Below are 23,301 nucleotides of genomic sequence, written 5' to 3'. Positions count from 1 at the left end.
GAGCCTGCCATGCGCAAGTCGGCCCTGGTCCTTTTCCTGGCCTGCACGCCAGCGTTCGCGCAACTTGCGCCGGTCATCGTATCGGGCACCGTGCCCGACGAAGCGACCAGGGCGGCCATCTTGCAGCGGGCGCGGGCCCTGTATGGCGCTGCGCGGGTAGTCGACCAGCTTGCGGTCGGCAGCGTGGTGGCGCCGCCCAATTGGAGCGCGCATATGCAGAAGCTGCTTGCCGAGCCACTGAAGCAGGTGACCCAGGGCCAGTTGACGGTGGAAGGCAACCGGGTTGGAATCCGCGGCGATGTCGCGAACGAGGCGCTGCGGCAGCAGGTGGCCAGCGACCTTGCCAACAGCCTCAATCCAACCTATACGATCAGCAACGGCTTGCGCGTCAACGCCCCGGCGCAAAAGATGCTCGATACTGCTCTGGCTCGGCGCATCATCGAATTCGAAAGCGGGCAAGCGGTGCTTCGCCCTTCCGGCATGCTGATCCTCGACGAAATGGCGGCCGTCCTGGGACAGATCGGCGGCCGCAAGGTTGAAGTGATCGGCCACACGGACAATACCGGAACGCGTGAGGGCAACCTGTCGCTAAGCCTGGCCCGCGCCGGCGCGGTGCGCAGCTATCTTGCGGCCAAGGGCATTGCGGCAGCCAGCATCGCGGTTGCGGGTGCAGGCCCGGACCAGCCGGTGGCAGACAACGCCAGCCCAGAAGGGCGTGCGCGCAACCGGCGCATCGAGTTCCGGGTCGCGGACTAGGGCAGGGTCATGGCTAGGGTGGCCGGTCGCGGCGGCTGCCTGACAACGTCCTGGTAGGCCGCCAGCGTGGTACTGGTGGAACTGGCGAGCGAATAGCGCATGGCGCAGAAAGAGGCCAGTGCGGCCAGGGCGAAGACGCCGCCCGCGATCCAGAGCGGCGCATTGCTTTGCAGTTTGTGCGCGATATTGTCCGGCCGCGCGGCGCGCGGGGCAAAGCCCTTTTCCTTGCCGCGCAGGTGCGCTATCTCGTCCCCCAGGCGGGCAGTGAGGTAGGAAAGGCGGTCGGCATTGTCCAGGGCATAACGGCCCTTGAAGCCAAGCAGCAGGCACATATGGAATACCTGCAGCGCCTGCAGCCTTTCGCTGCCGCTGAGGCGAAGCTGTTCCAGCTTGTCGAAGAAATGCTCGCCCGCCAACTGGTCGCCGAACAGCAGCAACTGCAAGGGCCTGCGCTCCCAGGCGTCGCGCAAGGGAAATGCGGACGCCAGGATGGTCTCGTCCAGCGCGGCGCAGAAGGCGTACTTCGCGGCGTCGATGTCTTCGGCTGCGATGTGCAGTTCGCGTGCATGGCTGCCAAGTTCGTCGAGGAAGCTGCGGATGGCGGCGGCGAACTCGGTCTCGCCGGGAGGCGCGCTGCCGTGGCGCAGCAAGGACAGCATGTGGAAACCTTCGTGCATCAGGTCCACCAGGGCCGGGACGCGTTGTTGCGGGGGCGCGGCGCGCCGTTCGATGAAATGGCTCATGCCGTCACCACCAGCAGTTCAAGCCGCAGTTCTTTGATCCCCGCAGGGACATAGATGGAAATCGATTGCGCCTTGAGCATCTGCTCATACAGCACGCCGCGGTTTTCCAGCGCAAAGTAGCAGGTGTCGGGACGCACCGGAATGGCGGAAGGGACCTGCGGTGCGTGCACCAGTTTCACGCCCGGCATGGCGGAAAGCACGCATTGCTCCACGTCGTCCGGCGCACCGGCCTTGACGCGCAGCGGCACTGCCTCGACCAGCTCAAGTACCGGTATGGCCGCGGCAATGGCGAGATAGAGGGTGGCGCCGGCGCCGATCTTGCCCGAATCGAGTTTGCCGATGTGGTAGCCGGGTTTATCCTCGCGCAAGGCGACGGCGAAGTAGCGCGCCGATATCACCGTGTCGAGAAGCTCCCGGATCAGGGCATCGAGCTGCAGGAAAGGCGTGCTGGGGGCGGCATGGTCGTAGGAAGGCAGGGTGCCAAGGTGGACCAGGCGCGAGTACGTCATCAGCCCGCCGGCAAGGCCGAGCATGGCCTGGTACAGGCGTTCCGGATGGAGCGACGGGTGGCGCAGCAGGTGCAGCAAGGTTGCCGCCGACGTGGAGACCGTGTGCAGCAGCCAGAATGACGATACGTCGCCGCTGCGGAACTCGATCACATTGCGGCTCGGCTCCCGCATGTGGCCCTGCAAGGCGTTGACCTTGGCCTGCAGCGCGTCCATCAGCTGGTCGAGCAGGAGCTTGAGGCGCGGCGTCGCGTTGATGGACAGCGAGGGCGGCATGAAGGATGGATCGATCTCGAAGCAGCCGGATACGACGCGGCGCAGCCGCAGCAAGGGAAAACTGTCATAGGCGCCGCGGGGTTCGAGGTCCGATACCAGTCGCACCTGCTTGCGCAGGTAGGTCAGCCCGGCAGGCAGGGCATCGCTGAACAGGTCCGCCGTCTCGCGCTCGGACTGCTGGAAGCGGTCGGCGTCCTGCGATGGCAGGGCGGCATGATAGCAGACTTCCTGCACCTCGGCCGGCAGGCTGGCGAGGTCGATGGCTGGCGGCAGCGGGTCGCTGGCGGGAGCGTCGAATATCCCGCCTTCGGGGAAGATCGCGCGCAAGGCCAGCACGCGCAGCTTGCCGTTCACCAGTGCCGCCGTGTCCCACTCCACCGTTTGCACGCCCCACAGCATCGGCTGCGCGGCCAGAACGGTCGCGTGCATGCGCGCTTCGTGATAGCGGTCCTGCTGCTGGAAGTGTTGCGGACGCAGGAACAAGCCTTCGCTCCAGAGGATCTTTGCAGGTAGTGTCATGCCGGCCTCCTTGGTTGAGGTATCCATTAAAACTGGCCGCGTGCAGCCAGCGTTTGCGCGGGCGCAAACAGCGGCGCGGCGATGTCGGCGGCCTTTGAGACAACGCAATGGCGGGAATGCGCATCGATTCAATAATGGCCTTCACTTTGCGGAAGGAGAGAACGATGCGCAGATCATTGACCGCAGTATTGATTGGCGCGGCCACGCTGGCCGGATGCGCCGTTGATGCGCCGCTGCAGGGCGCCGACCGGGCCAGCCACCAGACACTGGAAAAAATGCTGGCAGATGCCGACCGCGCTGCTGCGGCGGGCCAGCATGAGAAATCGCACGCGGCGCTGAAGGCAGCCGCCGCTAGCTACCCCGCCGAGAAAGCGCCCTGGCTGCAAATGGCGCAGATGCGATTTGACCGCGGCAATTACAGCGACGCCATCGTGCAAGCGCAGGAAGCGCTGCAGCGCGATCCAGCCGACAAACAAGCCCTCAGCATCATCGCCGTCGCCGGCCTGCGCCTGTCAACCCGTTCGCTGGCGGAACTGAACCAGCAAAGCAGCCTTGGCGGGTCGGTGCGCAGCGAAGCGCAGGAACTGGCGCGTACGCTGCGCAATACGCTCGGGGAAGACGTCCTGGTGCCAGTGGCCGGAAGTGCGCGCCAGCCGAAAAAGACGGCGCCCCCGATCAAGCTGCCGGCGTCGCGCTCGGCACCCAACCCTTCCACCGCCGCCGATCCATTCGGCGCACTCAAATAAGGAGCAGGCAATGGCAAATCGTGACAGCGTGCAGAAGCGCCTGACCAAAGTCCGCCCGCCACGCGTGCAGATGACCTACGACGTTGAAGTTGGCGGCGACTTGGAGAACAAGGAGTTGCCCTTCGTGGTCGGCGTCATGGGCGACTTTGGCGGCAACCCGGAGGTTCCGCAGAAGCGGCTGAAGGAGCGCAACTTCGTCAACATCGACAGCGACAACTTCGACGAGGTGCTGGCCGGCGTGAGCCCGGTGCTGAACTTCCAGGTGCAGAACCGCCTCGGCGGGCAGGGCGAGTTCCCGGTAGAGCTGCGCTTCGGATCGATGCAGGACTTTCGCCCGGAAGCCATCGTGCGCCAGGTCGAACCGCTTGGCAAGCTGCTGGAAGCGCGCAGCAAGCTGGCTGACCTGCGCAACAAGCTGGCCGGCAACGACAGGCTGGAGGACTTGCTGACGGACGTGCTGCAAAGCACTGAAAACCTGGCGGCCATCGCGCCCAAGGAGGACTGAATGAGCGCGCAAATGAAGGCTGCAGCGGCGAGTGCGATCGAAGATGGCGACCTGCTCGACCGCATCGTCGAGGAAAGCAGGGTAGCCAAATCCAGCAGCGAACACGAACGCGCCCGCGACATCATCGGCGAACTGGCGCGGCAGGTGGTCCAGGGCAGCGTGCAGCTGTCGCATAACCTGTCGGCTACCATCGATGCGCGCGTGGCTGAGCTGGACCGCGTGATCTCGGAGCAATTAAGCGCCATCATGCATGCGCCTGAATTCCAGAAGCTCGAACAAAGCTGGACCGGCCTGCATTACCTGGTGCGCAGCACTGCGACCGGGCCTACGATGAAAATCCGTCTGCTGAACGCCACCAAGCGCGAACTGGTGCGTGACTTCCAGAGTGCGCTCGATTTCGACCAGAGCACCATCTTCAAGAAAGTCTACGAGGAGGAATTTGGCACCTTCGGTGGCTCACCTTATGCGGCGCTGCTGGGGGACTTCGAGATCTCGCGCCAGCCCGAGGATATCTACTTCATCGAACAGATGTCGCACCTGGCTGCAGCGGCGCACGCCCCCTTCATCAGCGCCGCTTCGCCCGAGCTGTTCGGACTGGAGAGCTACGGCGACCTTGGCAAGCCGCGCGACCTGGCCAAGGTATTCGACACCGTGGAATACGCGAAGTGGAAAGCCTTCCGCGAATCCGAAGATGCGCGCTACGTCGGCCTGACGCTACCGCGCTTCCTTGGCCGCTTGCCTTTCAATCCGGTCGACGGCACCACGGTGGAAGGCTTCAACTTCGTGGAAGACGTGGATGGCCGCGATCACCACAAATACCTGTGGTGCAATGCCGCCTACGCCTTTGGCGCCAGGCTGACCAAGGCCCACGAGGAATTCGGCTGGTGCGCCGCCATCCGCGGCGTGGAGGGTGGCGGCCTGGTTGACGACCTGCCGACCCACACCTTCAAGACCGACGAAGGCGAGGTGGCGCTGAAATGCCCGACCGAAGTGGCCATCACCGACCGGCGCGAAAAGGAACTGAGCGACCTCGGTTTCATCTCCCTGGTCCACTGCAAGAACACCGCCTACGCCGCCTTCTTCGGCGCGCAATCGGCGCAGAAGGCCATGCGCTACAGTTCCGACGCGGCCAACGCCAATGCCGTGCTGTCCTCGCAACTGCAATACATCTTCGCCGTGTCGCGCATCGCGCACTACATGAAGGCCATGATGCGCGACAAGATCGGCAGCTTTGCAGCCGCTTCGAATGTAGAAGACTTCCTGAACCGCTGGCTGATGAAGTACGTGCTGCTGGACGATAACGCCAGCCAGGAACAGAAGGCGCAGTTCCCTCTGCGTGAAGCTTCGGTCCAGGTCAGCGAGGTGCCCGGGCGGCCAGGCGTGTTCCGCGCCGTCAGCTTCCTGCGCCCCCATTTTCAGCTCGACGAGCTGACCGTTTCCCTCCGCCTCGTGGCGGAACTGCCGCAAACCACCAACTACTGAGAAGGAGCATTGCAATGGCAATTGACGTGTACCTGCATATCGATGGCATCAAGGGGGAGTCGACCGATGACCGTCACAAGGACTGGATAGAATGCAAATCGGTCAGTTGGTCGGTGGAGCAACCGCGTTCGGCCACTTCTTCCACAGGTGGCGGCCATACGGCCGAACGCTGCGAGCACCGCGACGTGGTGATCACCAAGCTGGCCGACCTGGCTTCGCCGATCCTGATGCAGACCTGCTCCGCAGGCCGCACCATTCCCAAGGCCAAGCTGGAATTCATGCGCGCCGATGCGCAGGGCGAGCGGGTCAAGTACTTTGAAATCGAACTCGATAACGTGCTCATTGGCGCTGTATCTCCATCGGTCAGCGAGGGCGACATCATGACCGAGGAGGTGGGATTCAAATTCTCGAAAGTGCGCTGGAAATACACGCAGCAGCGCGTTTCGGGCGGGATGGGCGGCAATACGTCCGGCGGCTGGGACCTGGCGACCAACCGTATTGCATGATTTTGGAGGGAGTTGCGGCTGCGGTGCGCACGTGCTGCAGCCGCTTTTTTTGGGAGGTGCGGCATGGAGGGTTACCGGCCAGGCTTGCTGGACCGTTTGCTGGGGAACCATCCTGGCGGGCGTTTCCTGACGCAGGAGCAGTTGAAGGAGAGCGTAGCGCGCGACCTGGAGGCGCTGCTCAACACGCGCAGCGCGCTGCCGCAGCAGCTGTTGCAGTCCTATCCGGAATGTGCGCGCTCGATCCTGAACTTCGGACTCGCCGATTTCGCCGGCTTGTCTCATAGCGGCAGCGAGGACAGGCAGCGCATCTGCGGCAGCATCCGCCAGGCAGTCGAACGCTACGAGCCGCGGCTGTGCACTGTGCAGGTTACGCTGGCCGAGCGCAGCGGCACCGTCAATCGCATCGACATCGTCATTTCCGGCATGTTGCGGGCAAATGGCGCCAACGAAGCCGTGAGCTTCAGCGCGGCCTTGCAACCGTCATCGATGCATTATTCCATCAAGCGCGGAGCCATTGCATGAGCATTCAACTGAAAACCCTGATTGGAAAGCTGAACGACGCCTGCCGTACTGCCGCAACGCGCGCCGCCAATATTGCCATCGGCATGGGACACGGCGAAGTCGATGTCGAGCACCTCTTGCTTGCGCTGCTGGAGCAGCCGGAATGCGACCTGCTGGTCATTGCGCGCCGCAGCGACGTCAGCGCCACCGCGCTGGAAGCCGATTTGCGGTGCGAACTGGCCGGTGTCCGCATTGCCGCGACGCGCGTTCCGGTATTCGCGCGGCGCCTGCAGATAATGCTGGAACATGCCTGGCTGATTGCCTCGCTGGCGTTGCCGCAGCCGGACCAGGTGCGCAGTTGCCACCTGCTGCTCGCTCTTCTGACCGAGTCGGAACTGTCGCAGCAGGCGGCGCGGATCTCGGGCCTGTTCGCCCGCTTTCCGGTCGATGGGCTGAAGCACCGCATGGAAAAGTATGTTGCCGGTTCGGCAGAGGCGGCGGTGCCGGCCGCAACGCATGATGTTGGCGCGCAGCAGGCCGTGCCTCCCTCGTCGCCGGCGCTGGCACAGTACACGGTCAACCTGTGCCAACTGGCGCGCGACGGCAAGCTCGATCCTGTCGTCGGCCGCGCTGCGGAGGTAAGGCAACTGATGGACATCCTGCTGCGCCGGCGCCAGAACAACCCGATCCTGACCGGCGAAGCCGGCGTCGGCAAGACGGCCGTGGTGGAAGGACTGGCTTTGCGCATCGCAGCCGGCGAGGTGCCGCCGCCGTTGCGCAACGTTGCCTTGCACGCACTGGACCTGGCGCTGCTGCAGGCCGGCGCCAGCGTGCGCGGAGAGTTCGAAGCCCGCCTGAAAAACGTGATCGAGGAAGTGCGCCGCAGCCCGCACCCCATCGTTCTGTTCATCGACGAGGCGCACACCTTGATTGGCGCCGGCGGCAGCGCCGGGCAGGGCGATGCAGCCAACCTGCTGAAGCCGGTCCTGGCACGCGGCGAGATGCGCACGATTGCCGCGACGACCTGGAGCGAGTACAAACGCTATGTCGAGAAGGACGCCGCCCTGGCACGCCGCTTCCAGGTGGTCAAGGTCGAGGAGCCGGACGAAGAAACGGCCGCCGGCATGCTGCGGGCCATGGTGCCGCTGATGGAACGGCATTTCGGCGTGCGCGTGCGTGACGACGCCGTGACGGCGGCAGTGCGCCTGGCGCATCGCTACATCAACAGCCGCCAGCTGCCGGACAAGGCGGTCGGCGTGCTCGATACCGCATGCGCCCGCGTGGCGCTGGGCCAGTGCGCATCGCCCGCCTTGCTGGAAGATGCAGCTTGCCAGATCGAACGGCTGTCGGTGCGCATCGCGGCGCTGGAACGCGATGCGGCAACTGCCGCCGATGCCGGGCCATCGGCACTGTCGGCATTGCGCGACGAGCGGGGCAGCCTCCAGGCCTGGCACGCGGAATTGGCCGCCCGCCATGAGCATGAGCGCGAACTGTGCGCCCGGGTGATGGCGCTGCGCCACGAGGGCGATGCCGCCGCTGCGGTGAGCGCGCAACAGGAGCTGAACGCAATCCAGCGCGAGTCTCCCCTGGTTCCGCTGGAGGTTGACCGCCACGTCGTGGCCGGTGTGGTCGCTGCATGGACCGGAATCCCGGTAGGCCGCATGCTGCGCGACGAAATCCGCGCCGTGCAGCAGCTCAAGCCTGCGCTGGAGTCGCGCGTGCTGGGGCAGCCGCACGCCGTCGAGACCATTGTGCAGCGCATGCGCACTGCGCGTGCCGGGCTTGATGATCCGCGCAAGCCCAAGGGCGTTTTCCTTCTGACGGGTCCCTCCGGAGTAGGCAAGACGGAAACCGCACTGGCATTGGCCGACCTCCTGTACGGCGGCGAGCGCAAGCTGGTGACCATCAACATGAGCGAATACCAGGAGGCGCATAGTGTGGCAGGCCTGAAAGGTTCCCCGCCCGGATATATCGGTTATGGCGAGGGCGGGGTGCTGACCGAGGCGGTGCGGCGCAACCCCTACTGCGTGGTGCTGCTCGACGAGGCCGACAAGGCGCACCCGGACGTGCTGGAACTTTTCTATCAAGTGTTCGACCGGGGCATGCTGGAGGACTCGGAAGGGCAGATGGTCGACTTCAGCAACGCGGTCATCGTCCTGACGTCCAACCTCGGGTCGGGCGCCATCATGCAGGCCTGCCTGAACCGGGGCGAGGCGCCGCTGCCGACGCCTGAGGAACTCGACGCGCTGCTGCGGCCGCAGCTGGTGCGGCATTTCAAGCCGGCCTTCCTCGGACGCCTGCAAGTGGTGCCCTACTATCCGATTTCGGATGAAGCCCTGGCCCAGGTCATTGCGCTGAAGCTGGGCCGGATCGGCCAGCGCATCGGCGAAAACCACCACGCCGAATTCTGCTGGGACGATGCGCTGGTGCAGGCAGTGCTGGCACGCTGCACCGAGACCGATTCCGGCGCCCGCAATATCGACAGCATCCTGCACGGCAGCTTGCTGCCGGGCGTGGCCGATATGCTGCTGGCGCGCATGGCGGAAGGCATGCCGGTGACGAAGGTGAAGGCGGGCGTAACGCGCCAGGGCCAGTTCAGGATTAGCGCCAAATAAGGAGGCCGTATGTTCACGAATGAGGACTTGCTGGTGCCGCTCAGCGTCGCCCAGCCTTGCGGCGAGGATGTCTCGTTTGATGCCTGCATGGACGCCATAGCTGCGGCAAGGCGGCAGGACGATCCCACGCTGGAGCAGGGCGAATGGGCGACACCGCTGCATAGCGCGGACTGGCCGCTGGTGGCCAGCCGCTGCGCCGAGTTGCTGCGCTCACGCAGCAAGGACTTGCGGCTGGCTGCGTGGCTGGCGGAGGCGCGCGCACACACCCACGGCATGCGCGGCCTGGGCGATGGCTTCCTGCTGCTGGCCGGCTTGTGCGAACGCTTCTGGGAGCATGTGCATCCCTTGCCGGAGGATGGCGAGCATGAGCTGCGCAGCGGCAACCTGGCGTGGCTGCTGGGGCGCACGCCGGCGCTGGTGAAAGACTTCCCGCCAGTCAGCGATGCGGATGCTGGCCTGCAGGATGCGCGCCATTGCCTGGCTGCCTTGCAGCAGCTGCAGGAAGCGGTCGACGCCCGCCTTGGCGCGGCCGGCCCGGCGTTCGGGCCGGCACGGGATGCGGTGCAAAGAGCAGTCGACGATGCAGCGCGCAGGCTGCCCTCGGCCGACAGCGCGGCAGGCAGCGGCGCGGCCAGCGGGAGCATGGTCGTCGCCAGCGTGGGCGTGCAAAGCCTGCCGGCGATGCCGCAGACCCGCGAGCACGCACTGGCGCAATTGCGACTGGTGGCTGAATTCTTCCGTCGCACCGAGCCGCACAGCCCCGTCGCCTACCTGGCGGAGAAGGCCGCCAACTGGGGCAGCCTGCCGCTGCACGAATGGCTGCGCGCCGTGGTCAAGGACCCGGCGCAGATCGCGCAGCTGGACGAACTGCTGGGCGCCGCGCCGCCGGCCTAGTGTATGATCCGCGGCATGAACAGCCTGCCGCGCCGACTTCTTTGCAGCACTTGCCTGCGCCCTGCCGCCACCTGCATCTGCCATTGGGCGGCGCCGGTGGCCAGCACGGTCGAGGTCCTGATCCTGCAGCATCCCATGGAAGTGAGCAACGCCAAGGGCAGTGCACGCCTGCTGCATCTTTGCCTGCCTGGCAGCCGCATGGAAGTTGGCGAACAGTTTGATGAAGCCGCGCTGCAGGACCTGCTCGAGGCAGGCGGCCGCCAGCCGGTGCTGCTGTACCCCGACACGCCAGGCGACCGTTCGCACGGCATCGCGCCGCCGCCGCAGTTCAATGCCGTGCTGGCGCCGGCGCAAGTCCGGCTGGTGGTGCTGGACGCCACCTGGCGCAAGAGCCGCAAGATGCTGTACCTGAACCCGGCGCTGCAAGCCCTGCCGCGCCTTCCGCTGCGCGACACGCCGCCATCGCATTACCTGATCCGCAAGGCGCACGCGCCGGACCAGCTCTCGACGCTGGAAGCAAGCTGCTACGCGCTGGCGCAGCTGGAGGGCACGGAGCAAGGCTACCAGTGCGTCATCGCGGCCTTCGACGGCTTCGTCGCGCAGCAGCAAGCGCAGGCTGCGCGCGGCAGCGCGGCTAGCTGAGAAGCTTCAGGCCCGGCGGCAGCGCCTCGCCCAGCATGCGCTGCTCGCTGGCCTGGTCGAGCTGGACAACCTCGCGCACCATGGCCGGCCAGCCTGGCGGCGCTCCCGCAGCCTGCAGCCGGCGCACGACTTCGAGGCGCAGGGCATCGCTGATATCGCGTGAACGGTCGCCGGTCATGCGCGCCAGGTGGGCTGCTGCGAAGCCCGCCGGCTCCACCTTGCGCCAGTCCAGCAGCATGACCGCCTGCAGCCACTGCTCCACCGTTTCGACCGGCGCCACGTCATGTGCGCTGCCGTGGAATGGCCGGCGTGCGCCGACACGGCCCAGCGCCCAGAGATAACGGGTTTGCGCGGCGAGACTCCTGGCTTTCCCCAGCTCCCCCACCATCCAGTTGCCGATTTCCGCCTTGTAGGCCGATGGAATGCGCTCCAGCGAAGCGCCCAGGCGCAGCATGTCTTCTTCGCTGCCGTTGACCAGGGTGACGGGACGGCGGCCGCGTTCACTGGCGTCGGCCTGCAGGTTGAAGGCGAAATCGTCCAGCAGGCGCAGTTGGGCCGCTGGCGGCAGACCGCCCGATGCGCGGCGCCACAGTGTCCACCACTCGGCGCAGACCTGGTTGTCCTTGTGGTTTTGCACACCGGTGTCGAACATCGCCCAGAGCTGTTCGATGCGCCATTCGTCCAGCGGATGGCCGAAGCCCGGCCGCAGGCTGTAGCCGGCAAGGTTCATCCACGTGCGTTCATGCTCCGCCGACCGGCGGCGACCCTTGGCGCGTTCCAGCAGGGCATCGAACAGGCGGCGCAGCACGGGCGTTGCCCAGCGTTCGCGGCTGCCGAGAAGGTGTTCGAGCTGGCCGCGCAGCTGGCGCACTTCCCTGGCGTCGACCTGTTGCGCGCGGCTGCCGAAGATGCGGTCGATCTTCTCCAGCGCTTCGGGCAGGCGAACCGGCAGGGGAGCTGCCGCGGCGTCATCGTCATCGGCATCGTTGGCGTCGGCTGCCGCCGTGGCGTCCGCGCCGTGTTCGCGCAGCTGGAATTCGAGCTGCCAGCGCTGGCCGTTGCCTTCGCAATGCACTTCCAGCGTGCCCACTTCAGTCAGCGAGGCCGCCAGCTGCACGGTGATTTCCTTGCGCGCGTTGGCGTCCTTGCTGTCGCGTAGCACGGTGGCAATGGCCGGCAGCGCGGTCAGCTCGCCAGGCGCCAGGTCGGCGACCTCGCCCGCTTGCGGTGGCACGGCATCGGCCAGCGTTGTGGCGATGTGGAAGCGCACCGGGCGTCCGAGCCGCAGCGCGAAGCTGCGATCGGCGAGGCGCACTTCATGGCCGCTGGCGGAGCCGCGCGGCAGCAGGCAGACGGCGCGGCGCGTTACGCCCGGAGCGCGGGCATTATCGAGCAGCAGCCAATAGCTGCGCGGAGAACCGCCGGCGATGGCGGGCGCCATGCCTTGCCGGCCCAGCGCATAGGCGACGCCGCCGCGCGCGACCGCGACATCGGGATCGTCATTGTGCAGCACGCGCACAGGCTGGCCGCGCCACGCCGACAGCGTGTCGGCCAGGCGCGCGGCCAGCCTGGCGGCGCGGAATACGCCCCCGTTCAGCAGCAGCGTGTCGGGGACGGCAAGCTTGCCGTCGTCCGGCACTCTCAATGCTTCGCGCGCGGCGCCAGCGTGCTGGCGCAGGAAGCTGGCGAGGTGGCGCGTTATGGCCGGGTCGCTGGCGTAAGGCAGGCCGAATTCGACGATGCCGCCGCGCTTGGACTGCGCGAGCTGCTGGGTTTCGTTGAGGGGGAAGAAGCCGTCCAGCACAATGCGCTCGACGTCTGCGCGCAGCAGCGCGACGGAGCGGCTGCCGCCGATCAGTTTTGAGCCGGAGCCGAGCAAAGTGACCGCGACTTGCTCCGGTGCGTCGGCCGCGAGCAGGATTTCTTTCGCCGCGCGGCAGCGTTCCGTGAGCTGCGCCAGGCGCGCTGCGGACAGGCGCTGCGGGGGCGCCGCGCCGCTGCCGTCGCCACCCAGGCGTTGTTCGGCCAGGTGGGCCAGCGCCAGGTCCATATTGTCGCCGCCGAGGATCAGGTGGTTGCCGACGCCGATGCGGGTCAATTGCGGTTCGCCGCCGGCCATCTCGACCTTGACCAGGGTGAAGTCGGTAGTGCCGCCGCCGACGTCGGCGACCAGGACCAGGCGCGCCTGGGCCAGGTCCTGCGCCAGCGTTGCACGGTGGCGATACAGCCAGTCATACAGGGCCGCCTGCGGTTCTTCCAGCAGGCGCAGGGCCGGCAAGCCCGCCATGCGCGCCGCTTCCAGCGTGAGCGCGCGCGCGCCCTCGTCGAACGATGCGGGAATGGTCAGCACCAGCTGCTGATGCTCCAGCGGCGCGTGGGGAAAGCGCGCATTCCAGGCCGCCCGCAGGTGCGCGAGATAGCTCGCACTGGCCGCCACCGGCGAAACGCGCTCGACGTCGTCCGCGGCGCCCCAGGGCAGGATCGGCGCCATGCGATCGACGCCGGTGTGGGACAGCCAGCTTTTGGCGCTGGCGACCAGCCGGCCCGGCACCTGTCCGCCCAGCTTGCGTGCCAGGCGGCCAATGACCGCTGCGGGCGGCGCGTCCGCCACGGCCGGCTCCGGCCACGGCAACTGCAACTCGCCCGCGGCTAATTCGCCGCTGGCAGGGTGATAACGGGAGGAGGGCAGCAGCACGGCGCTGCCAACCTCGCCGGGCGCAGTGAGTTGTTCGACTTCGAGCAACTGCACGTCGCCGCCCGGCGCGGCATAGGCAAGCACCGAATTCGTGGTGCCCAGGTCGATGCTGACCAGGTACTGCGTCATTGGCCTTCGCCGGCGCCGCGCACGTCGAATTCGACCTTCCAGCGCTGGCCATCCTGCGCCACTGCCAGCAGTTCCAGGGTGCCGGACTCGCTGGCGCAGGCATGCAGGCGCACTTGCACCACTTCGCCAACGGAACGGCCTTCCGGCGACAGCGTGGCCTGGATTTCGTTCAGCTCAATCAGTTCTTCCGTTCCCCAGAAATCGAGCACGGCACCGATCTGGTCCTGGCGGCGCACGGAAGAACCGAAGAAGCGGAAGTGCACCGGCTCGCCGACCACCAGGCCAAATTCCTGGCCCGGCAGTTCCAGCTCGCTGCCTTCTTCCATGCCGAACGGTGCAACGCACAGCGCCTGGATCGGCGGCTCCATGCCTGGAATGGCCGGCATCGACGATTCCACCGCAACGTAGTAGGAACGCGCCGTGCCGCCGCGAATGCGTACCCCGGCGCCGCGTCGCACGTAGCTGTAATAGGCCGCGCCGCGCGCGACGGCCAGGTCCAGGTCTGCGCCGTCCAGCATGCGCGCCGGTTCCGCGCCTTCCATGGACAGCCAGTCGTTGATGGTTTCCATCACACGATTGGCCAGCAGTTCGGACTTGAACACGCCGCCGTTGAACAGCACTGCGCTTGGATGCAGGAAGGTATGGGCCGGATTGGCGGCAAAGCCTTCAAGTTCCGCCGTAGCACCCGCCTGGCGCGCCAGGAAAGCTGCCAGGTGCCTGGTGATCGCCGCGTCTTGCGCGTAAGGCAGGCCAAGCTGGGTCAGGCCGGCGCGGGAACGCACGGCCGGGCGTGCGGAAGCTTCCACTTTCGGGAAGAAGCCGTCCGTGATGAAGGCCGTGACTTCGGCGCGCGTCAGTTCGGTGCGGATCGAGCCGCCGATCAGCTTCGAGCCGCGGCTTGGCACCACGATAGGCCAGGTTTCGGCTTGGGCGTTGGCCAGCAGGTTTTCCTTGGCCGCGCGGCAGCCGTAGGTCAGCGCGCGCATCTGCCAGGCGTCAAGCTGGGTGCCGTTGGCAGCCAGCTTGCGCGCGACCAGGTGAGCCAGCGCCAGGTCCATATTGTCGCCGCCCAGCAGGATGTGGTCGCCCACGGCCACCCGGTGCGGCTCCAGCTTGCCGTCGCGCTCGAGAATGGCGATCAGCGAGAAGTCGCTGGTACCGCCGCCCACGTCCACCACCAGGATGACGTCGCCCGGCTTGACTTCCTTGCGCCAGCGGCCATCGCTGCTCTGGATCCAGCTGTACAGCGCCGACTGCGGCTCTTCCAGCAGGGTGACGTTCTCGTAGCCGGCGGCGCGAGCCGCTTCGGCAGTGAGTTCTCGCGCGGCCGGGTCGAACGATGCAGGAATGGTGACCGTGACTGCCTGCTGCGTAAACGGCGCGTCCGGATGGGCGTTGTCCCATGCAGCGCGCAGGTGTTTCAGGTAGCGGGTCGAAGCCTCCAGCGGCGACACACGCGACACCTCTTCCGGCGCGTCATGTGGCAGGATGGCTGCGCGGCGGTCAACGCCAGGGTGGCACAGCCAGCTCTTGGCGCTCGACACCAGGCGGATCGGCGTGGTGGCGCCGCGGCTGCGGGCCATTTCGCCCGTCACTGCGGGCGTCCCGTCGGCAGCAGCCCAGGGCAGGGCCAGTTCGCCGGCCGCCAGCTCGTCCGGATGCGGCAGGTAGAGGAAGCTTGGCAGCAGCGGCAGTTCTTCTACCGTGCCTGGCGCGGTGAGCTGGGGCACGCCCAGCACGCCATGCCTGGTTTTCTCGCCATCGCTGCCCGCCAGTTCAACGTAGGACAGCGCGCTGTGGGTGGTGCCAAGGTCGATGCCGATGGCAAAACGCGGATCGCTCACAGTTCCACCTCAGCCGGGGCCAATACTCTGGCGTTATGCGCTTCCGCCAGTTTCGGCAGCCGCACGCTGGAGGCGCGCCAGCCGCGGTGGCTCAGGGTGCCGGTGAACGGCGCCTTGCCGACCACATTGCCGGTCAGGCGCACGGCGGATGCATCGAAGCCTTCCGGCAGCGTCACGCGGCTGCCTTCCGCTTCGGAGCGGATGGCATCGATCGTGAAGTGCTCGCGCAGCACCTTGGAGCAGCCTTCATGCACCACGCGGGCAGCGGCGCCGATGTCGGCATCCGAATAGCCGGACAGGTTTTCCTGCGTGAAGTCGATCAGGCGGGCTTCGCGCTGGAACAGGGACAGGAGTTGGAGTGCCGCGTCGGGCGTGGCTTCGCGCAGGGGCGCGGCGGCTGGCATTGGGGCGGCGACTGGTGCAGGTGCTGGTGCTGGTGTGGCAGCCGGAGCCGCTGCGGGGCCCACGCTGTCGTCACGCACGCGGGCGGCGAATTCAGCATCGCCCAGGGTTTTGAAAAAGGCGCCAAAGGCGAGGGAAATCCTGCTCCCAAAGGAGGGCGGATGGGTAGTTTTGCTCATGTTGTTGCTCTTTGAATGTCGGGGGATATCCCGGAGAAGTGCGCATGATACCAGCTTGGCTTGCAGCCTTGGCGCGGTCGGATTAGAATACTGTATGCATATACAGTAATGCTTCGGAGCGCCGCATGCAGGACCATGAATTCGAAGGGCAGGTGATGCTGCCGCCGCAATCGCTCAAGGCCAAAAAAGGGCGCGGTGCGGTATCAAACATGCAAGGAAGGTACGAGCTGCAGGCGCGCGAAGCGTTCGACGACGGCTGGGCACCCGATCCGGATGATGCCGGGGCTGAACTGCTTCCACCGCGCACCATTGTCACCGCGGAAACGGCCAAGACCATCCTCACGCGCAACCAGTCGCCCGATATTCCGTTCAATGTTTCGCTGAACCCTTATCGCGGCTGCGAGCATGGCTGCATCTATTGTTTTGCGCGGCCATCGCATAGCTACCTGGGCTTGTCGCCCGGCCTGGATTTTGAGACCAAGCTATTCGCCAAGGTAAATGCGCCGGACCTGCTGCGCGCCGAATTGTCCAAGCCAGGTTATCAGGTGGAGTCGCTCGCACTGGGCGTGAATACCGACGCCTACCAGCCTTGCGAGCGCGAATACCAGCTCACGCGGCGGGTGCTGGAAGTGCTGGCCGAGTGCAACCATCCGGTTGGCCTGATCACCAAATCCTCGCTGATCGAGCGTGACATCGACATCCTCGCGCCGATGGCTGCGCGCAACCTGGCTGCCGCATCGGTCACCATCACCACGCTGGACAGCAAGATCTCGCGCACCCTGGAGCCGCGCGCCGCCGCGCCGGCACGCCGCCTGCGCACGATCGAGACGCTGGCCAAGGCCGGCATTCCGGTTGGCGTCAGCATTGCGCCGATCATTCCTTTTGTCACTGAGCCCGATATCGAGAAGATCATGTCCGCAGCGCGCGATGCCGGCGCGGTGATGGCGACCTATGTCGTACTGCGCCTGCCGTGGGAAGTCAGCCCCTTGTTCAAGGAGTGGCTGGAAGCGCATTTCCCCGACCGGGCCGCGCGCGTGATGAACCGCGTGCGCGACATGCGCGGCGGCAAGGATTACGAAGCCGAGTTTGGCGCACGCATGCGCGGCGAAGGCGTGTGGGCGGACCTGATCCTGCAGCGCATCGAGAAAGGCATCACCCGCTTCGGCTTCCACGGCCGCCACAGCAAGTTCCGTTCGCTCGACTGCACCCAGTTCAAGCGGCCTGAATACATTCCACCCTCCGGCGCCCGTGCAGCCGCTGCAGCCAAAGCGGGGCAAATGAATCTTTTCTGAAATCGGAGGCGATGATGGGCTGGTTTCTGATCAATGTCATGCTACCGCTTACGGCACCTGTGCTTGTGCTCGCAATCCTGAGGGCGTTCCCGATGCCTCAGGAAAACAGGTCTGCGTTGAAGTTGCTCCTTCCTGTCAAGGATGGTCAGTTGTGCTGGACAGCAATCGCCTTTTCTGCATCAGCGTTATATGAAATCGGCGTTGGAAGAAGCGTTCTGGGAACCACGAGTGTTGGCTACGTACAGGGAGTAGCAGTCTTCATCATTGCGGCATCAAGTATCGTAGCTGCTGGTGGCGCAACATTTCCAACGTCGCTGCATAGGCCTGAAGGTGTTGCCCCGCTCCGCCATTACTCAACGTTTGCGTTCTCACTGTTTTTGACCGTTTGGGCAGCCTTGGTTCGCCTGGTAGTTCAATTCGGACTATGATGAAGTGCGCCCATTGCAGAAGGAGGCCACCATGATCAACGAATTTCTTCAGTATCACTTCCAGGACACTGAACATACCGGTAAGTTCCTCGTGAATCTCGGCGGATTTGCTGGCCTGATCGGTTTTGTGGTTTTCCTGATCGGCTTGCCGTTCGTCGCCTGACAGGCTGATTACTGGCGATCGAGGAACGCTTCGATGGCATGCACATGTTCGTCGTGGTGCCCCATTTCCCGCAAGGCGGCAGCAAGGCGCAACAAGTATTCGACGTTCGGGCCGCTCGGGCCGGATGCTGAGGCGATGTGGCGTGCAATTTCTTCCACCGGAGCCTCGCCCAGCCAGGCCGCGTTGTCGGCGGCGGCAATATAGATCAGGCCTTCTTCCACGCCGCCTGCTTCGAAATGGATGTCGATGGCCACGCGCAGGTAGCCGTTCTTTTCGCGATGGTCGAGATGGGCGAATTCTTCCGGCGTAACGAGGTAGGCCATGCCGTGGCAGACGTCTCCCTCGGCTGGAATCAGTGTGGCCACGCGGCCTGGCGCTTCAGGTGTTCCACGATGATCGTGCGAACCTTGCCAGAAGCGGCGCGACCAGCCGAAGATGTGCGCGGGCCGGCGCTCGATGAAGGGAAAGTCCGCCTTGTAAATCAGCGAGCCATAACCGAACAGCCACACCTGGTGGTGGCCGTCGAACTTGTCCATTGCCTGGTTGGCTTCAATCGTATTGTGCGACATGCGGCAAATTATAGGGAATACTCGCCAAGCACGCAGATGAAGCGTTCCGCAGCCGGGGAGGGGGTGCGCGAGGTCTTGGTGTAGATGAAGAATTTGCGCTTGAGTTCCGGCTCGACCAGCGGACGCATTTCCAGTCCGTACAGCCGCACCATCGGCTCCGCATAGGGCAGGCAGGCGGTGATGCCGAGCCCTTCGGCCACCATGGCCAGGGCCGTCGTCATGAAAGTCACCTCGTTGTAGGGCGCCAGCGTGGTCATGTCGCGCAGCAGCCGTTCGGTGAACTGGCCCTGCAAGGCGATGAAGGGATGCTGGTTGACCTCCGCCCAGGCGACCGTGCGGCGGGCGGCCAGCGGGTGCGCGGACGGGAAGACCACCACGAAAGGCATCTCGAACAGCAGTTGCGCGTCCACTTCGGCCGTCACGTCGCGTTCCGGGCCGATGCCGACATCCACCTCGCCGCTGACCACGCGTGCGGCGACGTTGTCGACCGGGCAATCCACCAGTTGCACCTGCACGTCCGGATAAGAAGCGCGGAAGGCGCCGATCACCTGCGGCAGCAAGGTGCAGGCCATCATCTGTGGCGCGGCCACCCGCACGATACCCTTCTTCAAAGCCTTGCGGCTGGCGATATCGGCCATCGCCCCATCCAGGTCCTGCAGCATCTTGTCGAACAGGGGATAGAGCTCACGCCCCACTTCGGAAAGTTGCACACGACGTGTATTGCGTTCGACCACTTTCACGCCCAGCAGCTGCTCCAGCTCCTTGATCTGCCCCGACAGGGCGGACTGGGTGACATGCAGCAGTTCGGCGGCCGCGGTAAAGCTGCCGGTGCGGGCGACGGCGACCAGGGCGCGCATCTGGCGAACGGTTGGACTCATCAGGAAAACTAATAAATTGACGTGAAAATATCGTTTGTATGATAGCTGAAACAAGAGTTTAATGGCGGGATACAAAGGAGCCCGCCATGAAAATCAAGCAAATCCACCACGTTGCCTACCGCTGCAAAGACGCCAAGGAAACCGTCGAGTGGTACGTCAAGCACCTGAACATGAACTTCGTGCTGGCCATCGCGGAGGATGAAGTGCCTTCGACCAAGGCCCCGGACCCCTACATGCACGTCTTCCTGGACGCCGGCCAGGGCAACATCCTGGCCTTCTTCGAGCTGCCGACCCAGAAGGAAATGGGGCGCGACGAAAATACCCCGGCCTGGGTGCAACACCTGGCGCTGGAAGTAGGATCGATGGACGAGCTGGTGGCCGCCAAGGAGCGCCTGGTGGCCGCCGGCATCGAGGTGCTGGGCCCTGTCAACCACACCATCTTCAAGTCGATCTACTTCTTCGATCCGAACGGCCACCGCCTGGAACTGGCCGCCAACACCGGCACTCCGGAAATGATGCGGAAGCTGGACGATGTGAAGTGGGAAATGCTGGAAGAATGGTCTAAAACGAAAAAGGCGCCCAAGCATGCAGCCTGGATGCACGCGCCGCAGAATTAAGATCCGGAACTAAGGAAATACATGAAACTCGCTTCCCTGAAAGACGGCAGCCGCGACGGCCGCCTGGTCGTTGTTAGCCGCGACCTGAAATCCTGCCAGCCGGTACCGAACATCGCCGCCACCATGCAGGATGCGCTGGACAACTGGGACGTCGCCGCGCCGCAGCTCAAACAGATCTACGCCCTGCTGAACCAGGGCAGCGCATCGGGCGCCAAGCCTTTCGACGAAAGCATGTGCCACTCGCCGCTGCCGCGCGCCTACCAGTGGGCCGACGGTTCTGCCTACATCAACCACGTGGAACTGGTGCGCAAGGCCCGCAACGCGGAAGTGCCGGCATCGTTCTACACCGACCCGTTGATGTACCAGGGCGGCTCGGACAGCTTCGTCGGCCCGCGCGACCCGGTGTACGCGCTCGACGAAGCCTGGGGCATCGACTTGGAAGCGGAAGTGGCCGTCATCACCGGCGACGTGAAGATGGGCGCCAGCGATGAAGAAGCGGCCCAGGCCATCCGCCTGGTCATGCTGGTCAACGACGTCTCGCTGCGCAACCTGATCCCGAACGAACTGGCAAAGGGCTTCGGCTTCTTCAACTCCAAGCCAGCCAGTGCGTTCTCGCCGGTGGCCGTCACGCCCGAAGAACTGGGCAAGGCCTGGCAGGACAACAAGCTGCACCTGCCGCTGCTGGTGCAGATCAACCGCCAGCCATTCGGCAAGCCGAATGCCGGTGAAGACATGACCTTCAACTTCGCCCAGCTTGTGGCGCATGCCGCCAAGACGCGCGAGCTGTGCGCCGGCACCATCATCGGATCCGGCACCGTGTCGAACAAGCAGGGCAGCCTGCATGGCTCCAGCATTGCCAACGGCGGCGTGGGCTACTGCTGCCTGGCCGAAGTGCGCATGTACGAAACCATCGAAGGCGGCAAGCCGGCAACCGGTTTCCTGCAATTCGGCGACACCGTGCGCATCGAGATGCATGATGCGCAAGGCAAGACCATCTTCGGCGCCATCGACCAGACCGTGCGCAATTACGGGGAACGTCAATGAAGCTCTATACTTACTTCCGCAGCTCGGCCGCTTACCGCGTCCGCATTGCGCTGAACCTGAAAGGGCTGGCGTATGAAGCGGTGCCGGTGCACCTGCTGCGCGACGGCGGCGAGCAACTGGCGCCGGCCTATCGCAAGGTCAATCCCGCGGGGCTGGTGCCGGCGCTGGAGGACAACGGCATCGTGCTGACGCAGTCGCTGGCCATCATGGAGTACCTGGAAGAGGTGCATCCGATGGTGCCGCTGCTGCCGCAGGATGCAGTGGGCCGCGCCCGCGTGCGCGCCCTGGCACAGACGGTCGCTTGCGATACGCACCCGCTGATGAACCTGCGCGTGCTCAAGCACATCAAGGGTCCGATGGGCCTGAGCGAAGAGCAGAAGATGGATTGGTACTACCACTGGATGGGCGAGGGCATGCAGGCGCTCGAAGCACACCTGGAGCGCGACGGCGACGCCGGCCGCTTCTGCTATGGCGACACGCCGACCATTGCCGATTGCTGCCTGGTGCCGCAGGTGTACAACGCGCAGCGCTTCAATATCGACCTGACGCCCTATCCGAACGTGGCGCGCATTGCTGCCAATTGTGCCGATTTGCCGGCGTTTAAGGCGGCGCATCCTTCCTCGCAGCCTGACGCAGAGTAATCAGAACTGCACGACGCGGTTGCGTCCTTCCTTCTTTGCCCGGTACAGCGCCTTGTCGGAGCGCACCAGCAGGGAGGAGGGCGTGTCCGGCGTGCCATGCGGGTCGGCTGCCGCCACGCCGATGCTGATCGTCAGCTCGACCTCGACGCCCGGCTCTATCCGCACGCGCAGCTCCGCCGCGCGTTCGCGCAAGCGCTCCGCCGCATGCACGGCCACCGCGATATGGGTTTCGGGCATCAGCAGCACAAACTCCTCTCCGCCGAAGCGCGCCACCATGTCCACCGCGCGCAGGCTCGCCGTCAGCAACGTCGCAGTCTGGATGATCGCCTGGTCACCCACCTCGTGGCCGTAGGTATCGTTGATGCGCTTGAAGTGGTCGATATCGATCATCAGCAGCGACAGCGGGTGGTGGAAGCGCCGCGCGCGTTCCAGCTCCTGCGCAATCTGCTCCGTCATCTTGCGCCGGTTGGCGATGCCGGTCAGCGGGTCGGTGGTGGCCAGCTGTTCCAGCTTGCGGTTGGCCTGCAGCAGTTCCAGCGTGCGCTGCAAAATGCGGTCCTCCAGGCTGCTGCGTTCCGATGCCAGCTCAGACATTGCGCGGCGCCTTGAGCGCAGCGACAACACCAGCGCTGTGATCAGCAGGCCCTCGAACACGATCAGCGCGCCCGCCGTGACGATCTGCCAGCGGTACAGCTCCCACACATTGTGCGGACGATTCAGGATCACCGCATCCTGCGGCAGGTTGCGCAAGCCGGCCTGGCGCGCCGTTGGATAGTCGAAATAATAGCCCTGCACCTGGCTGGTCATGGCCGGCTGGCCCAGCAGCAGGCGCGCCATCATGCGGCCCACTGCCTCGCCGCTGACCACATAGCCGCCCACCACGCCCGGCATCACCAGCGATTCGGAGTGGGTGAACAGCGGCGCCCTGGTGGCTGCTGCAATCTGCAGCGCCAGCTCGCGCGGCTGGAGCCGTGCATTGCCTTCGCCGCGCAGCGATGCCAGCATGAAGATGGCGCTGCTGCGATCGAGCCGCGCGGCGCGCTGCCGCAATTCCTGCACGCTGCCATCGTCCCACACCTCGAAGCGGATGGACGGGAAACGCGGCATCACGCTGCGGATGCGCTCCAGCCACAGCTGGCCGCGCGTAGTCTTGTCGCCGACGATGGCGATATGCTGCACGTTCGGCGCCACCAGCGGAATCACGCCGATCGCGCGCTCGAAATCGGAGCTCACCTCGTAAGCCATGCCATCGCGCGGCTGCCACTGCTCGCGCCCGTGATTGACATAGTGGCGCGGCACGCCGGCAAACAGTTCCGGATGGCTGGACAGGAAGCGCGCCGCGACGAAGTTCTCGGTCACGATGGCATCGAACTTGACGTCGGCGTACTTGGTGGCGAGGTAGGGCGCCATGCCCTCTTGCGACTTGTCCTCGCCGACCCGGTTGGCGTCGAAGCGCTCTTCGAAGATGGCCGGCGTCGCGCCCTGGCTGCTGCGTTCAAGTTCGTCGTACAGGCCCTTGTGCACCAGCCTTTGCCAGCCCGAGGAAGAATCGGCGCCCAGAGAGTACAGCACCAGTACGCGCCGTTCGTCCGCCAGGGCATGGCTGCAGGCGCAGGCCAGCCACAAGGCGGCGGCCAGGCACTGGACAGCACGGCGGGAAAAGTGGGGGCGCATAGGGGAAATGAGTGTAGCACGGTCGCGTGCAACTTAATTTCCCTAAAGGCAACTA

The 23,301-nt window shown here is 65.3% G+C and carries 22 protein-coding genes; 14 read left to right on the top strand and 8 right to left on the bottom strand.

Annotated features, from left to right (window positions below; translation table 11 throughout):
- The first annotated feature begins 9 nt into the window (after positions 1-9).
- Complete coding sequence (locus ACN9MU_RS23375; protein ID WP_426162994.1) at positions 10-756, top strand: OmpA family protein; 747 nt, start codon at positions 10-12, stop codon at positions 754-756.
- Here the strand turns inward: ACN9MU_RS23375 and icmH are convergent.
- Both icmH and tssK read right to left on the bottom strand, forming a co-directional pair.
- Entirely contained in the window at positions 753-1,499 is a 747-nt protein-coding gene (icmH, locus tag ACN9MU_RS23370; protein ID WP_426162992.1) for a type IVB secretion system protein IcmH/DotU, read from the bottom strand. The genes ACN9MU_RS23375 and icmH overlap by 4 nt on opposite strands.
- Complete coding sequence (gene tssK / locus ACN9MU_RS23365) at positions 1,496-2,800, bottom strand: type VI secretion system baseplate subunit TssK (protein WP_426318720.1); 1,305 nt, start codon at positions 2,798-2,800, stop codon at positions 1,496-1,498. Before tssK ends, icmH begins: the two co-directional genes overlap by 4 nt.
- A gap of 164 nt (positions 2,801-2,964) precedes the next feature.
- Between tssK and ACN9MU_RS23360 the strand changes: the two genes are divergently transcribed.
- From ACN9MU_RS23360 to ACN9MU_RS23325, 8 genes are all read left to right on the top strand, one after another.
- On the top strand, positions 2,965-3,546 hold the full coding sequence (locus ACN9MU_RS23360; protein WP_426318719.1) for a hypothetical protein: 582 nt from the start codon (positions 2,965-2,967) through the stop codon (positions 3,544-3,546).
- A 10-nt stretch (positions 3,547-3,556) separates the two neighbouring features.
- Positions 3,557-4,051, top strand: coding sequence for a type VI secretion system contractile sheath small subunit (tssB, locus tag ACN9MU_RS23355; protein ID WP_426318718.1), 495 nt, complete (start codon positions 3,557-3,559; stop codon positions 4,049-4,051).
- Positions 4,052-5,533 carry a type VI secretion system contractile sheath large subunit gene (tssC, locus tag ACN9MU_RS23350; protein WP_426318717.1) on the top strand — a complete coding sequence of 494 codons (1,482 nt, stop codon included), beginning with the start codon at positions 4,052-4,054 and terminating at the stop codon, positions 5,531-5,533.
- Between the two features lie 14 nt (positions 5,534-5,547).
- Positions 5,548-6,039, top strand: coding sequence for an Hcp family type VI secretion system effector (locus tag ACN9MU_RS23345; protein ID WP_426318716.1), 492 nt, complete (start codon positions 5,548-5,550; stop codon positions 6,037-6,039).
- 63 nt (positions 6,040-6,102) lie between these two features.
- Positions 6,103-6,561, top strand: coding sequence for a type VI secretion system baseplate subunit TssE (tssE, locus tag ACN9MU_RS23340; RefSeq protein WP_426343523.1), 459 nt, complete (start codon positions 6,103-6,105; stop codon positions 6,559-6,561).
- Positions 6,558-9,155, top strand: coding sequence for a type VI secretion system ATPase TssH (gene tssH, locus ACN9MU_RS23335; protein ID WP_426318714.1), 2,598 nt, complete (start codon positions 6,558-6,560; stop codon positions 9,153-9,155). The genes tssE and tssH overlap by 4 nt, the downstream gene beginning before the upstream one ends.
- A 9-nt stretch (positions 9,156-9,164) precedes the next feature.
- Positions 9,165-10,049: a type VI secretion system protein TssA gene (gene tssA, locus ACN9MU_RS23330; RefSeq protein WP_426162974.1), complete on the top strand. Its 885-nt coding sequence runs from the start codon at positions 9,165-9,167 to the stop codon at positions 10,047-10,049.
- A 15-nt stretch (positions 10,050-10,064) separates the two neighbouring features.
- A complete protein-coding gene (locus ACN9MU_RS23325; protein WP_426162972.1) occupies positions 10,065-10,691 on the top strand; it encodes a tRNA-uridine aminocarboxypropyltransferase in 627 nt (208 codons plus the stop codon).
- Here the strand turns inward: ACN9MU_RS23325 and ACN9MU_RS23320 are convergent.
- From ACN9MU_RS23320 to ACN9MU_RS23310, 3 genes are read right to left on the bottom strand one after another with little or no spacing between them, the layout of a single operon-like run.
- Positions 10,684-13,515, bottom strand: a complete 2,832-nt coding sequence (locus ACN9MU_RS23320) for an Hsp70 family protein (protein WP_426343522.1) — start codon at positions 13,513-13,515, stop codon at positions 10,684-10,686. The two genes, ACN9MU_RS23325 and ACN9MU_RS23320, sit on opposite strands and share 8 nt — an antisense overlap.
- Entirely contained in the window at positions 13,512-15,359 is a 1,848-nt protein-coding gene (locus tag ACN9MU_RS23315; RefSeq protein ID WP_426343521.1) for an Hsp70 family protein, read from the bottom strand. Before ACN9MU_RS23315 ends, ACN9MU_RS23320 begins: the two co-directional genes overlap by 4 nt.
- Positions 15,356-15,940, bottom strand: coding sequence for a DUF2760 domain-containing protein (locus tag ACN9MU_RS23310; RefSeq protein ID WP_426343520.1), 585 nt, complete (start codon positions 15,938-15,940; stop codon positions 15,356-15,358). The genes ACN9MU_RS23315 and ACN9MU_RS23310 overlap by 4 nt, the downstream gene beginning before the upstream one ends.
- A 125-nt stretch (positions 15,941-16,065) precedes the next feature.
- On the opposite strand from ACN9MU_RS23310, the gene ACN9MU_RS23305 reads away from it, so the two are divergent.
- Complete coding sequence (locus tag ACN9MU_RS23305; protein WP_426343519.1) at positions 16,066-17,232, top strand: PA0069 family radical SAM protein; 1,167 nt, start codon at positions 16,066-16,068, stop codon at positions 17,230-17,232.
- A 459-nt stretch (positions 17,233-17,691) separates the two neighbouring features.
- Positions 17,692-17,823 (top strand): hypothetical protein, encoded by a 132-nt coding sequence (locus tag ACN9MU_RS23300; RefSeq protein ID WP_426162962.1) that lies wholly within the window; start codon positions 17,692-17,694, stop codon positions 17,821-17,823.
- 8 nt (positions 17,824-17,831) lie between these two features.
- On the opposite strand, the gene ACN9MU_RS23295 is transcribed toward ACN9MU_RS23300, so the two are convergent.
- Together ACN9MU_RS23295 and ACN9MU_RS23290 are read right to left on the bottom strand one after the other, a co-directional pair.
- Entirely contained in the window at positions 17,832-18,392 is a 561-nt protein-coding gene (locus ACN9MU_RS23295) for a gamma-glutamylcyclotransferase (RefSeq protein WP_426343518.1), read from the bottom strand.
- A gap of 8 nt (positions 18,393-18,400) precedes the next feature.
- Positions 18,401-19,270: a LysR family transcriptional regulator gene (locus tag ACN9MU_RS23290; protein WP_426343517.1), complete on the bottom strand. Its 870-nt coding sequence runs from the start codon at positions 19,268-19,270 to the stop codon at positions 18,401-18,403.
- Positions 19,271-19,356: 86 nt separating this feature from the next.
- Here ACN9MU_RS23290 and ACN9MU_RS23285 point away from each other — a divergent pair, with 86 nt between their 5' ends.
- Genes ACN9MU_RS23285 through maiA form a run of 3 tightly spaced genes read left to right on the top strand, consistent with a single transcriptional unit; the run spans position 19,357 to position 21,572 of the window.
- The gene (locus tag ACN9MU_RS23285; RefSeq protein WP_426343516.1) at positions 19,357-19,887 is read left to right on the top strand and encodes a VOC family protein; all 531 of its coding nucleotides are present in this window, start codon (positions 19,357-19,359) and stop codon (positions 19,885-19,887) included.
- A gap of 21 nt (positions 19,888-19,908) precedes the next feature.
- Positions 19,909-20,931 (top strand): fumarylacetoacetate hydrolase family protein, encoded by a 1,023-nt coding sequence (locus tag ACN9MU_RS23280; protein WP_426162954.1) that lies wholly within the window; start codon positions 19,909-19,911, stop codon positions 20,929-20,931.
- Positions 20,928-21,572, top strand: a complete 645-nt coding sequence (maiA, locus tag ACN9MU_RS23275) for a maleylacetoacetate isomerase (RefSeq protein ID WP_426162952.1) — start codon at positions 20,928-20,930, stop codon at positions 21,570-21,572. Before ACN9MU_RS23280 ends, maiA begins: the two co-directional genes overlap by 4 nt.
- On the opposite strand, the gene ACN9MU_RS23270 is transcribed toward maiA, so the two are convergent.
- The gene (locus ACN9MU_RS23270) at positions 21,573-23,246 is read right to left on the bottom strand and encodes a diguanylate cyclase (RefSeq protein WP_426162950.1); all 1,674 of its coding nucleotides are present in this window, start codon (positions 23,244-23,246) and stop codon (positions 21,573-21,575) included.
- Between the last annotated feature and the right edge of the window lie 55 nt (positions 23,247-23,301).

It is taken from the genome of Pseudoduganella sp. R-32 (assembly GCF_049913245.1).
In the GTDB taxonomy this organism is placed as follows: Bacteria; Pseudomonadota; Gammaproteobacteria; order Burkholderiales; family Burkholderiaceae_D; genus Rugamonas.
The sequence above is the reverse complement of the archived record's forward strand: the minus strand, read 5'-3'. Positions and strand labels throughout refer to the sequence as shown.